The organism is Companilactobacillus sp. y65-5 (genome assembly GCF_057541095.1).
Genome location: NZ_BAAJOA010000005.1, coordinates 24,800 through 36,482, shown reverse-complemented (window position 1 = coordinate 36,482; position 11,683 = coordinate 24,800). Strand labels below are relative to the sequence as shown.

The 11,683-nt window shown below is 39.9% G+C and carries 13 protein-coding genes; 11 read left to right on the top strand and 2 right to left on the bottom strand.

Annotated elements, in window-relative coordinates; translation table 11 throughout:
- Positions 1–44: 44 nt before the first annotated feature.
- Positions 45–1,421, top strand: coding sequence for a DUF2252 domain-containing protein (locus AC27FM_RS09450; protein WP_487087697.1), 1,377 nt, complete (start codon positions 45–47; stop codon positions 1,419–1,421).
- Positions 1,411–3,399 (top strand): polyphosphate kinase 1, encoded by a 1,989-nt coding sequence (ppk1, locus tag AC27FM_RS09445; protein ID WP_487087695.1) that lies wholly within the window; start codon positions 1,411–1,413, stop codon positions 3,397–3,399. The genes AC27FM_RS09450 and ppk1 overlap by 11 nt, the downstream gene beginning before the upstream one ends.
- 42 nt (positions 3,400–3,441) lie before the next feature.
- Here ppk1 and AC27FM_RS09440 read toward each other — a convergent pair whose 3' ends face one another.
- Complete coding sequence (locus tag AC27FM_RS09440; protein ID WP_487087693.1) at positions 3,442–3,897, bottom strand: nitroreductase family protein; 456 nt, start codon at positions 3,895–3,897, stop codon at positions 3,442–3,444.
- Between the two features lie 159 nt (positions 3,898–4,056).
- Here AC27FM_RS09440 and AC27FM_RS09435 point away from each other — a divergent pair, with 159 nt between their 5' ends.
- From AC27FM_RS09435 to AC27FM_RS09395, 9 genes are all read left to right on the top strand, one after another.
- Positions 4,057–4,893, top strand: coding sequence for an SDR family oxidoreductase (locus AC27FM_RS09435; RefSeq protein WP_487087692.1), 837 nt, complete (start codon positions 4,057–4,059; stop codon positions 4,891–4,893).
- A gap of 34 nt (positions 4,894–4,927) precedes the next feature.
- Complete coding sequence (locus tag AC27FM_RS09430) at positions 4,928–5,971, top strand: zinc-dependent alcohol dehydrogenase family protein (RefSeq protein ID WP_487087690.1); 1,044 nt, start codon at positions 4,928–4,930, stop codon at positions 5,969–5,971.
- Positions 5,972–6,131: 160 nt separating this feature from the next.
- Positions 6,132–6,695, top strand: a complete 564-nt coding sequence (locus AC27FM_RS09425; protein WP_487087688.1) for a CD3072 family TudS-related putative desulfidase — start codon at positions 6,132–6,134, stop codon at positions 6,693–6,695.
- Positions 6,685–7,245 (top strand): CD3073 family putative ECF transporter S component, encoded by a 561-nt coding sequence (locus AC27FM_RS09420; RefSeq protein ID WP_487087686.1) that lies wholly within the window; start codon positions 6,685–6,687, stop codon positions 7,243–7,245. Before AC27FM_RS09425 ends, AC27FM_RS09420 begins: the two co-directional genes overlap by 11 nt.
- A 6-nt stretch (positions 7,246–7,251) precedes the next feature.
- Entirely contained in the window at positions 7,252–8,124 is an 873-nt protein-coding gene (locus AC27FM_RS09415; protein ID WP_487087684.1) for an energy-coupling factor transporter ATPase, read from the top strand.
- Positions 8,111–8,968: an energy-coupling factor transporter ATPase gene (locus AC27FM_RS09410; RefSeq protein WP_487087682.1), complete on the top strand. Its 858-nt coding sequence runs from the start codon at positions 8,111–8,113 to the stop codon at positions 8,966–8,968. The genes AC27FM_RS09415 and AC27FM_RS09410 overlap by 14 nt, the downstream gene beginning before the upstream one ends.
- Entirely contained in the window at positions 8,958–9,752 is a 795-nt protein-coding gene (locus AC27FM_RS09405) for an energy-coupling factor transporter transmembrane component T family protein (RefSeq protein ID WP_487087681.1), read from the top strand. The genes AC27FM_RS09410 and AC27FM_RS09405 overlap by 11 nt, the downstream gene beginning before the upstream one ends.
- A gap of 80 nt (positions 9,753–9,832) precedes the next feature.
- Complete coding sequence (locus AC27FM_RS09400) at positions 9,833–10,717, top strand: LysR family transcriptional regulator (RefSeq protein WP_487087679.1); 885 nt, start codon at positions 9,833–9,835, stop codon at positions 10,715–10,717.
- 90 nt (positions 10,718–10,807) lie between these two features.
- Positions 10,808–11,179: a nuclear transport factor 2 family protein gene (locus tag AC27FM_RS09395; protein WP_487087677.1), complete on the top strand. Its 372-nt coding sequence runs from the start codon at positions 10,808–10,810 to the stop codon at positions 11,177–11,179.
- 44 nt (positions 11,180–11,223) lie between these two features.
- On the opposite strand, the gene AC27FM_RS09390 is transcribed toward AC27FM_RS09395, so the two are convergent.
- Complete coding sequence (locus tag AC27FM_RS09390) at positions 11,224–11,505, bottom strand: iron-sulfur cluster repair di-iron protein, ric (protein WP_487087675.1); 282 nt, start codon at positions 11,503–11,505, stop codon at positions 11,224–11,226.
- Between the last annotated feature and the right edge of the window lie 178 nt (positions 11,506–11,683).

Here is an 11,683-nt window from a genome sequence, read left to right as displayed (position 1 = left end):
ATTATAATAACGTATTGTATAATCTACACTGAGGAGATGAAACAATGAAGAATCCGACACCTTATACCTTCCAGGACACTGATGCGTTCAAGAGTACGGAGCAGTTGATCATCAAAGGTCGCTATTTTGCGACTACGGTCCCGGAAGATTTTAATGAATTTGAGCCTAAGAAGCGCAATATTCACAAAATTCTTAACTTAAAGAATAAATTATTAGTTCCAGAATTGATTCAGGTCAAACGTGAAAGAATGTCCAAATCGGTCTTTGCCTTTTTCCGTGGAACGCCTGATGTCATGCACTACGACTTATCAGAGCATTCTAACAGTGGCATTACTGTCTTGATCGGTGGAGATGCGCATCTCGGAAACTTTGGTTTTTATGGCTCATCTGAAGGACAATTATTGTTTGATATGAACGATTTCGATGAGGCTCACTTGGACTATTGGGAACACGACTTGAAGCGTATTTTGATCAGTGCGCTATTGATTGCTCGTTCGCGTGGTTTCGATGAAGCGGACGTGCAGGAATTCCTGATTCAAACGGTCCACACCTACTTTGACACGTTGAAGCATATGACTAAGCTCTCAGAAATGAAACGTTTTATACTACCGAATACTTTACAAAATATCACTGAAATCTTTGGTCAATTGAAAGATACTGAAGAGTATTTCAAACAATCCTTTAAGAGTTTGATCACGAAGAGTATCAAAAAAGCTCAAAAAAGTAATTCAAAGTTAGTCATCGAAAAGTATACAACGATCGATGAAAGTGGTGTTCGTAAATTTATTGAAAACAAACCGGTAACGCAACATATCAGTAAAAAAGATTATGAGATATTAGTTGCTGGTTACAGAAGTTACAAGAAGAAACAACGCAGTGATGTCAGATTATTCTTGGAGGATTTCAATATTATCGATGTCGTCAGACACAGCGTCGGCGTCGGTAGCGTGGGAACTTTATGCTATCTGATCTTGCTACAAGATTTAGACAAGAACTACTTGGTACTACAAGCCAAGCAAGCTTTACCTATTTATGACAATGAGGGTCTTTATACCGACGGTGCTGTCAGCCAAGGCCAAAACATTGTGGACAGTCAATTGATTTTACAGAGTGCATCTGATCCGTTCCTAGGTGCTTTTGATACTGAAAAATATAGTTTCTATATGCGTCAATTCAAAGATATGAAGACTTCGATCAATTTGGACAAATTAGATTACGAATCGTTTGAAGACTACGTTACTGTATGTACGATCTTACTGGCTAGAGCACACTCACACTCACCGAACTATCCGTTGATCATTGGTTTTGGTGAGGAATTCAAGGATTTAGATAATTCTTTAATGAATTTCGTCAATAGCTATACACAGCAGGTAATGTACGACTACGATTCATTTAAGAAGGAATTAGAGAATGGGAAATAAATACTATAATAGGGATTTAAGTTGGTTATTATTCGACAATCGAGTTATCGATCAAGCGTACGACAAGAATATCCCTTTGTTGGAGCGGTTGAGGTTTTTATCGATTGCATCCAACAATGCGGATGAATTCTTCGGGGTCCGTGTGCACAACGTGCAATCCATGATCAAGCAAAAAGGTCTAGATCGCCGTACAGGACTGAATGGTATTGACTTACTTAGTGAGATCTATGAGTATAACTTGCACAATCTCACTAAGTTACACCATGCACTGCCGATGATCCTGGAAGAATTGAAAGCCAAAGATATTTTTCAAGTTACTAAGTATGACGACTTGAGTTTATCCGAACGAGAGCACGTTGATTATTTCTATGAAGACCAAGTAGCATCTAAGTTAGTTGTGAAAGAGTTCTCGCCCAAGAGCAAGGCTACCAGCAATTTAACTTTTTTGTTGTGTTCTGAAAGCGAGTATTACTCATTGGCTATTCCCGATGAAGTGGAGCGGCTAGTGGGTACGGGCATCGATGACCATTACACTTATCTTGAAGATGTCATCTATCACAATATGGGTGCGATCATCGAGCGTTATGGCATTCAGAGATATTATATTTATCGCCTCACGTATGACAACAACAAGCAATATGACTTCTTGGATTCAAAGTTGAGCGATGAAGAATATCTGAAGAAAATGGACCACTATGTTGAGACACGTGCTACTAAGAAGATCACGCGGATTGAATTTTACAGTCCCGACGGCAAGGGGCGTTCGTTCTTCTCGAAGCTATTTGAAGTCAGTAAAAAGAGTATCTTCGCCATTCCCGGGGTCTTGGACGTTAAATTTGTCGATAAGCTTTTCAAAAAATATAAACACGATCCTCAACTAGTCTTCAAACCATTCCAAGGTCTAGGTTGGGATAGTTCACAAAATATCCTGCAGCATCTGGATCAAGAATCACTATTGATAGAGTATCCGTATGACTCGTTCTCAGTCTTTTTGAAGTTCTTAGAAACGGCGGTCAATGATCCTAAAACTACTAGTATCGAGATGACGATCTATCGGACTGAGAAGAATTCCCAAGTCGTCAAGCTGCTCAAAGAAGCGGCACAGCATGGGATTGCAGTGACAGTAGTAGTTGAACTGCGAGCTCGCTTCGATGAAGCTCATAACTTGATAGTCGCTGACGAATTAGAGGAAGCTGGCTGCAAGATTCTTTACGGTGATCGTATCAATAAGATTCATGCGAAGATCTGTCTGATTCGCCAAGGACAGAGCGGCTACGTCCAGATCGGAACGGGTAATTACAATGCGGTCACAGCAAAAGTCTTTTCGGATATTAGCTTTTTTACCAGCAAACCGGAATATGTCAGTGACAGTATCAAATTTTTCGAACGCGTTGCGGGTCAACATCCGAATGATTACCAACTGTTGTCGACTTCACCTAAAGATCTGAAACCGATGATCTTGCGTAATATCAAAAAAGCAACGGAGGCTTACTTACGTGGTGAAAAGGCCGAGGTCTTCATCAAAGCTAACGGATTGACTGATGTTGAGATCATCGATAGCATCTACCAATCCGCACGTCTAGGCTTGCCATTTAGATTTATCGTCCGAGGACCTTGTTGTTTGAAGTTAGGCATCTGTGGTCCTAAGGAAGATATCGTAGTTAAGAGCATCGTGGGTGAACTCCTAGAGCACAGCCGGATTTATAGTTTCACTTATGGTCGTGGAAAGAATGAGACTTGGATTTCTTCGGCTGATTTAATGACGAGAAATCTGGACCGAAGAGTGGAGATCGCTGCCCCGATCGTTGAGGAACAGCCAAAGAAAAAGATTGCGAAGATAATTAAATTGTATCGTCGTGATACTCGCAATTCTTATTATTTGATGGATAATGGCGAATATATGAAAAAGAAACGGTTCTTCAATATTTCTGCGCAACAAACATGGCTCCACAGAATTAAAAAAAGAGATTATATTTAAAAGCGAACTTGAGATAGCATCTCAAGTTCGCTTTTTTGAATCTTATTCAACTGTATTAATCTTGATCCTATCGGGAATATCCCTGGGGACAAAGGTTTCGTTGGTCTGGCCAACGGTGAGAGCATAGATCGGTACGAATGATGCCGGGATAATGTCACTAGGAACGGAACCGACACAAGCCATATTGTAATTGGCACCGACACCTTGATCTTCAGCGGCTAACTCCATATTGTGGACGATGGCTCCAGCGGAGAGGAATTCCATCTTGCTGGGGTTCTTAGCTGAGATAACAATAACGGTTGGTGCATCATAGATATTACTCAACTGTGCCAATATTTCTGGTTTTTGGATAACGGTCAAGCTGTAGTCATCGTAGTTGCCCATTCCAGCGGGGCCAGCATTGGCAGCAGTAAGGATCTGCTTCAACTGCTCATCAGTTACTTGCCCTGAGTAGCTGCGGATAGCCTTACGTGAACTAATCATTTTCAATGTTTCCATGACAAACACTCCTTTGTAATTACATATACATCATAAGCTATTTTAGTTCAAATGATTAATAAGTTTAACTTATCAATTAGAAGATGAATTGAAATTGGTATATTAAATGATTGATTGTAAGATATATCTCGAAAGTAAACAAATGGAGGCAGTTAATTAATGAATGATGAAGTAATCGTATTATTTGGTGCAGGTTCAATTGGAGAAGCAATTGTTAGACGAGTATCATCTGGTCGTAAGTTATTGTTGGCTGACTATAGTGAAGATAAGTTACAAAGTGGTCAACAAAGGCTTAGTGAAGCTGGATTCTCAGTTGAAACGATCAAAGCAGATCTGTCATCTAGAGACTCGATAAAGTCAGTAGTTACTAAAGCACAATCATTAGGTGAAATCATGGGATTGGTCAATGCGGCTGGGGTATCGCCATCACAGGCCAGCGTTGAAGAAGTCCTAAAAGTTGATCTCTATGGTACTTCAGTTTTGTTAGAAGAATTTGGTAAAGTCATGGCGCCTGGCAGTGCAGGTATCGTGATCTCATCACAGTCAGGTCATAGATTACCAGCTTTGTCGCCCGAGGATAATAGGGACTTAGCTATGACGCCAACGGAATCATTGTTAGATCTGCCTATCCTACAATCTAATGTTGTAGTAGATTCACTCGCCGCATATCAATATGCTAAGCGGACGAATGTATTACGCGTTGCTGCTGAATCTGTTAAGTGGCAGGATCGTGGTGCTAGGATTAATTCAATCAGTCCTGGTATCATTATGACACCCTTGGCATTAGATGAGTTAACTGGTCCACGTGGCGCTGGGTATAAGAAAATGTTTGATTCAATGGTAACTAAGCGTCCAGGAACTCCGGATGAAATTGCTAACTTAGCAGAGCTGTTAATGGATCGTCGTGGTGCATTTATTACTGGGAGCGACTTCCTAGTCGATGGTGGTATCACCGCTCAGTATTGGTACGGAGATGTCTCCGAGGTACGTAACTAATAATATAAATTAAAAAAGTAAGGAGATAATTAATATGAAAGCGACATTATTTATAGAACCAGGAAAAGTTAAGGTAGAAGAAGTAGAAAAACCAAAAATTGAAAAACCAACTGATGCCATTATCCGTGTTATAAGAGCTTGCGTCTGTGGTTCTGATTTGTGGTGGTATCGTGGTATTTCAAAACGTGATGCTAATTCATTAGTGGGGCATGAAGCCATCGGAATCGTGGACGAAGTAGGTTCAGAAGTTACTGATATCAAAAAAGGTGATTTTGTAATCGCACCATTCACTCACGGTTGTGGACATTGTGCTGCCTGTTTAGCCGGTTTTGATGGTAATTGTTTGAATCAAGAATTCGGTGGAAATGGTGGCTATCAAGGTGAGTACATACGATTTACGAGTGCCAATTGGGCATTGATCAAAGTTCCTGGTTCTCCAGCTGATTATTCGGATGAAACTATAAATTCACTACTAACACTATCTGATGTTATGGCAACTGGATATCACGCTGCTGCCAGTGCCGAAGTCAAAAAGGGTGATACAGTCGTAGTTATGGGTGATGGTGCAGTTGGTTTATGTGGTGTGATTGCTGCTAAGCTTCTAGGGGCTGATCGAATCATCGCAATGAGTCGTCATGAAGATAGACAAAAACTGGCACTGGAATTTGGTGCAACTGATATAATTGCAGAACGTGGAGATGAAGCAGTCGAACGCGTGATGGCATTGACAAACAATAGTGGAGCTGATGCTGTACTTGAATGTGTAGGAACCGAACAATCAGTCGATACAGCGGTAAAAGTGGGTCGCCCCGGTGCAATTGTCGGTCGTGTGGGTGTTCCCCAAAAGTCTGAGATGAATACGAATGATTTATTCTGGAGAAACATCGGCTTACGTGGTGGAGTCGCTTCAGTTACTACATACGACAAGGAAGTATTACTAGATGCCGTGTTGAAAGGTAAGATCAATCCGGGCAAAGTCTTCACTAAGAGATTTGCACTTGATGATATTCAGTCAGCATATGAAGCTATGGATAAACGAGAAGCCATCAAGTCGCTAGTCATCGTTAGTGAAAAATAACACTATATAGTAAGAATACAGAAAAACATTTTGTGTTTAATGATCAAAAAAATCCGTTATTACTTATTTAGTAATACGGATTTTTTAATGCTTCAAAATAGATTATAATTAAAAATGTCACAATGTGGTAGTGACAATTTTTAGACGAAGGGAGGTAATCATGAAAAAAATCTTAGTTTTATCACACTGTATTTTGAATACGGCTTCGAAAGTTCAAGTAGATGAATCTGAACTAGCGCATGAGTATGAGTTGCGTAGAGAATTGCTGCAATTGATCATCAGAGAAAATATCCAATTGCTCCAATTGCCTTGTCCAGAATTCATGCTATACGGTTCACAACGTTGGGGACACGTGCGGGACCAGTTTGACAATCCATTTTACAAATCTGGAAGCAAACAGATGTTGGAGCCGTTTTTGATGCAGTTGGAAGAATATCATAACCATCCGGAATTATTTGAATTACTAGGTATCGTTTCGGTTGAAGGCAGTCCCAGTTGTGGGTACAAACTCACTTGCACTAGTGATCAATGGTGTGGGGAAATGGGCAGTGACCCTAAGCGGATCGAGGGGATCCAAAACAGCTTAGAGATGAAGCCGGGGCCAGGGATGTTTATGAAGATTCTTCTCAAGGAATTGCAGGTTCGTGACTTAGAAATACCAGTCTTCACGATGGAAGAAGCGATCAAGAGGATCGATGGGGGAATAGTTAAGTATGAGGAATAGAAAAGTTTATATAACCGCATTTTGTGGTATCGCAGTAGCCATGAATATTGTTTTGGGAATTATTACATCTGCCTTAGGAATACCATTGTATCTGGATGCACTAGGAACAGTTATCACCGCTGCCATTTTAGGACCAGTTCCCGGCATGATAGTCGGAGCTTTGAGCAACATTATCACGGGTCTTATCTACAGTGTTTCAGATATTCCATTCGCCTTGGTAAATATGACGATAGGTTTAGTAGTCGGTCTAGTAGCTAAGAAATTCAAGTTCAATCTACTAACAGCCGCAATTACTGGTTTGGCTTTGAGCTTTATTTGTCCAGCCATCGGAACACCTATCGGTATCTACGTATATGGTGGATTGAATGGTTCTTTCTCAGATGTATTGGTAATGTCACTAGTTAAAGGTGGAACAACGATCTTTCAAGCTTCGTTCCTAAGAAATGTTGGCTCCAACTTGATCGATAAGATCGGTACATGTTTGATCGCAGTGTTGCTGATCAAGGCTATGCCAATGCAATTTTTGAATAATTTTAAGAAGGCAGTATAACAAACAATGATTGATATTAAAGGTCTGATTCATAAATACGATGTCTGGCTCAATCATGAGGAGAAGAGCCAATACACAGCACTGAATGATGTCTCATTAACGATCGAACCGGGAGAATTTGTAGTTATTCTCGGTGCGAATGGTTCCGGTAAATCTACATTGGCAAAGCATCTTAATGTCTTGTTGCTGCCAAATGAGGGTGGAGTGTGGATCGATGGGAAGGATACCAAAGATAAAGAGAAACTGTCCGCTATCAGAAGTTCAGTCGGAATGGTCTTTCAAAACCCTGACAACCAAATTATCGGCACGAGTGTAGAGGAAGATGTCGCATTTGGACCTGAAAATCGTAACGAACCGTCAGAACAGATCAGAAAAAAAGTATCCGAAAGTTTAAAGATAGTAAATTTGGAATCAAAGCGTAAAGTTTCACCGATCAAGCTGTCCGGTGGTCAAAAACAAAAAGTAGCTATCGCCGGATTATTGGCAGATGAGCCTAAGTATATCGTCTTAGATGAACCTACTGCCATGCTTGATCCTGAATCACGCAAAGAAGTTTTAGAAGTAGTGCATAAGCTAAATAAGGAAAACGGAATCACAATTATACTAATAACTCACAATACGGATGAAGCAGTGGATGCTGATAACATAATCTTGATGAACAAAGGCAAGATTTTGAAACAAGGGACACCTCAAGAGATCTTTAGAAACGTTGAATTATTACATGAAGTGAAAATGAATATTCCGCCAGTAACGGAATTAGGTAACAGGCTTAAAAAGGATGGGTTACCAATCAAGACACCTATTCTCAACGAAAATGAATTAGTGGAGGAACTAAAAATGATATACACAAAGAGGATCAAACAAAATGCTAAAAGGTGAGAGACTTAACTTTACTTACAATAGGGGTATTGTAAACGAAAATAAAGTTTTAAAAGACGTTTCTTTTGAAGTTAATGAGGGTGACTTTATTGGCATTATCGGCTCGACTGGAGCTGGTAAGACCACACTGATCAAGCATTTCAACGGGTTATTAAGAGCCGATACAGGCCAGATGTTCTTCAACGGCAAGAATATCTATGATAAAAAATATCCACTTTTTCAATTAAGAAGAGAGGTAGGAATAGTTTTTCAATATCCAGAACACCAGCTATTCGGCAAGACGGTCTTGGCTGATACGATGTATGGACCACTGAACTTAGGGATGACACCAGAGCAGGCTCAAGCAACTGCTCAGGAGAGTCTGTCATTCGTAGGTATCTGTGAGAAATATTACAATTTCAGTCCACTGGAATTATCAGGTGGGCAGAAGCGCTGTGTAGCTATCGCCGGTGTTTTGGCAATGAAACCAAAAATATTGGTTCTAGATGAACCAGCTGCAGGGTTAGATCCCGAAACAAAAGATAATATTTTTGAATTATTGTGTAAGATTCATCGTGAACAAAAGACGGCTATTATTTTCGTTTCGCATAACATGGAAGATGTCGCCAATTATTGCAATCGACTATGGGTCTTTCACGAAGGAACTATTTTTCTTGATGACACTCCACAAAACATTTTCACGCAGGTTGATAAATTAAAATCTATCGGTATTGACGTTCCTTCAGTCACGCGGATCACTGACAAATTAAAGCAGAGTTTGCCACTAGATTCACTGGCTATCACAGTGGACGACGCCGAGAGTTCGATTCTAAAGATGTTTAGGGAGATTGATCATGTTTCGTGATATAACACTCGGTCAGTACTACGCACAGGAATCGCTTGTTCATAATCTAGATCCTAGAACGAAGTTATTTGCGGTTTTGATTTATATCGTTACTTTGTTCTTAGTTAAAAATCCATATTGGTATTTACTATCATTGTTTATCTTATTGAGCGTTTATTATTTGGCTAAAGTACCATTGAGTTATGCACTAAAAGGCTTGAGAGGCATCATCATCTTATTAGTTTTGACCTTTGTCTTTCGAGCTATCGCTACACCGGGGACGGTCCTCTTTGGTTGGGGAATCTTTGAAGTTACTGAGGAAGGTTTGATCAAAGCAGTTTCGTTAACCACTCGGATCGCGCTGATGATCATGGGAGCAGCGTTATTATCGTATACGTCTACTCCCAAGTCATTGGCAGATGGACTAGAGAAAGCTTTTTCGTTTTTAGAAAAAATTCATATCCCGATTCATGATATGTCTGTGATCGTAATGATCGCCTTTCGGTTCATCCCCATCATGATCGAAGAACTAAACATGTTGATCGATGCACAATCAGCACGCGGAGCTAAGTTTGAAGATGCTAATTTTTGGCAGAAGAGCAAGAATGTCTATACATTGTTGGTCCCACTCTTCTTGTCGATCATTCAACGTTCGTCTGACTTAGCTATGGCTATGGAGACTAGAGGTTATACTGGGGATAATCAGATCTCGCAGATGTATCCTTTGGTTTACCGGCGAGCTGACAAATTTACTTATTTATTATCGTTGATCTTTTTAGGGGCGTTTATTTCAATCAGACTTTAATCAGAATCACAGGAGACTGTGGTTCTATTTTTTTGCATTTAGTACAATAGAGACAAGTCTATACGTTAAGAGGTCGAATTATGTTTCAACAAATGCAATATTTCATCTCCATCGTCAAAAATCATAGTTTCACCCAAGCCGCTGTGGAATGTCATATTTCTCAATCAGCCATTTCACAACAAATGAAAGAACTAGAGAGTAAGTTGGGTGTGAAATTATTAGAACGAACGGGTCGTAGTTTCAGTGTGACTGAAGCTGGGCAATATTTTTATACGCATAGCCAAGATGTTTTGGAGGAAGTCCAACAACTAGTAGATAACACTGTCAGCCTAGTCAAAGATGAAAAAGTCGAATTGAAGATCGGCTATCTGCGCAATTTTGGTACGACCGAAGTTTTGCGAACGGTGACACAGTTTTCGCAGGAATTTCCACAAGTTAAGATCAATATTACTAGCGGGAATCATGAAGAATTGTATACCTTGCTGAAGGACGGTCAAGTGGACTTGAATTTTGCGGATCAGCATCGAGCACTCTCAAATGAATACGTGAATGACTTCCTGACGGACAGTAAGTATATGGTTGCTATCAGCCGTAGTGCCTTCCCTGATCAGCACGATCAGATCGACATCGCTCAATTGGCTGACATCCCGTGCGTATTGATCGCCGACTCAGATCAACGAGAGTCGGATGAAACTTACTATCAAGATATCTTGGGGGTAAAGAGTAACTTTGTCTTAGCGCAAGGTTATGATGAGGCTCAGATTTTGGTGGCTTCCAATCAAGGATATTTGATCGTCAATGATCGGACTAAGAATCAATTGAACAGTGAAATAGTGAAAACAGTTGGTTTGCTCAATGGACAACAGCAGATGATCCAAAAATACTATGCCTTCTGGAAGGCTGATAATTCAGGATATTATATCGAATCATTCGCTAAACTATTGAAGCAGAGTTTTCATAAGTAAGACTTATCAATGAGTTTTGGAATTGAAATAGCTCTATTCAGAGTTTGTCAGTATCATCTACTTATATGATCAAGTAGGAAGTGGATATTAATGACAGATGTAGAACAAATCACAGAATTATACCGAACGGAAAATACCGCGATGGTCAAGAAGGATATCAGCAAGTTGAATGAAATCTTGTTACCATCGATGAAGCTGACACATATGACGGGCTATGTGCAAAAGAAGTTAGAGTGGATCGACCAGATTCAGAATGAAGAGATGCAGTATTTTTCTTCGATCGAAGAACGAATCGATGATGTTGTAATCAATGGTAATGAAGCTAGTTTGATTGGACAAAACCGAGTCCAAGCCAGTGTCTGGGGCAGTGGAGTCAACACTTGGCCGCTACAAATGAAAATGTACTTTGTAAAACGTAATGGTCAGTGGTTCATCTCAGATCAAGTGGCTAGCACTTATTGATACAAAAAACGATAGAATACTTTTGAGGTATTCTATCGTTTTTGTTATTTAGTATTGATAGTATCGGCACTTTGTAACATGTGATAAGTCTCCGCGAAGACAGGGCAAACGTCGTCAGGGATGGCATAGTTATGCGTGATCTTACGAAGCTCGGAGAAATTATCATCGACGTTAGTTTCTTCATCGACAGCTAGTTGTAGTTTGATGTATTCATCTCGTACGTCGAATACTTCAGGATGATTCTTACCGTGGGCATTAGTGATAGCTTTAGTATAAAAATCCAATTTTTCTTGGCGTTCATCTAAATAGTCTTTGAGTTCAGTCATTGTGATAACCTCTTTTCATTTGATACTTTTATTTTAAGAGGTAATAACAAATAACAACTTGATATTGGTCAAGAAAATGAAAATTATTATTTACCTAAAATGTACATTTTTTTGAGGAGAAATTGAAGATTCGTCAATTATCACGGGGATGTATAGCCAAATATGAGAGAAATATTAG

Excerpts from the sequence above, each read along its gene's own strand:
- AC27FM_RS09410 (WP_487087682.1), top strand. The coding sequence starts at position 8,111 with ATGCTAAAAGGTGAGAGACTTAACTTTACTTACAATAGGGGTATTGTA.
- AC27FM_RS09415 (WP_487087684.1), top strand. The coding sequence starts at position 7,252 with ATGATTGATATTAAAGGTCTGATTCATAAATACGATGTCTGGCTCAAT.
- AC27FM_RS09430 (WP_487087690.1), top strand. The coding sequence starts at position 4,928 with ATGAAAGCGACATTATTTATAGAACCAGGAAAAGTTAAGGTAGAAGAA.
- AC27FM_RS09400 (WP_487087679.1), top strand. The coding sequence starts at position 9,833 with ATGTTTCAACAAATGCAATATTTCATCTCCATCGTCAAAAATCATAGT.
- AC27FM_RS09425 (WP_487087688.1), top strand. The coding sequence starts at position 6,132 with ATGAAAAAAATCTTAGTTTTATCACACTGTATTTTGAATACGGCTTCG.
- AC27FM_RS09405 (WP_487087681.1), top strand. The coding sequence starts at position 8,958 with ATGTTTCGTGATATAACACTCGGTCAGTACTACGCACAGGAATCGCTT.
- AC27FM_RS09440 (WP_487087693.1), bottom strand. The coding sequence starts at position 3,897 with ATGGAAACATTGAAAATGATTAGTTCACGTAAGGCTATCCGCAGCTAC.
- AC27FM_RS09435 (WP_487087692.1), top strand. The coding sequence starts at position 4,057 with ATGAATGATGAAGTAATCGTATTATTTGGTGCAGGTTCAATTGGAGAA.
- ppk1 (WP_487087695.1), top strand. The coding sequence starts at position 1,411 with ATGGGAAATAAATACTATAATAGGGATTTAAGTTGGTTATTATTCGAC.
- AC27FM_RS09450 (WP_487087697.1), top strand. The coding sequence starts at position 45 with ATGAAGAATCCGACACCTTATACCTTCCAGGACACTGATGCGTTCAAG.
- AC27FM_RS09395 (WP_487087677.1), top strand. The coding sequence starts at position 10,808 with ATGACAGATGTAGAACAAATCACAGAATTATACCGAACGGAAAATACC.
- AC27FM_RS09390 (WP_487087675.1), bottom strand. The coding sequence starts at position 11,505 with ATGACTGAACTCAAAGACTATTTAGATGAACGCCAAGAAAAATTGGAT.
- AC27FM_RS09420 (WP_487087686.1), top strand. The coding sequence starts at position 6,685 with ATGAGGAATAGAAAAGTTTATATAACCGCATTTTGTGGTATCGCAGTA.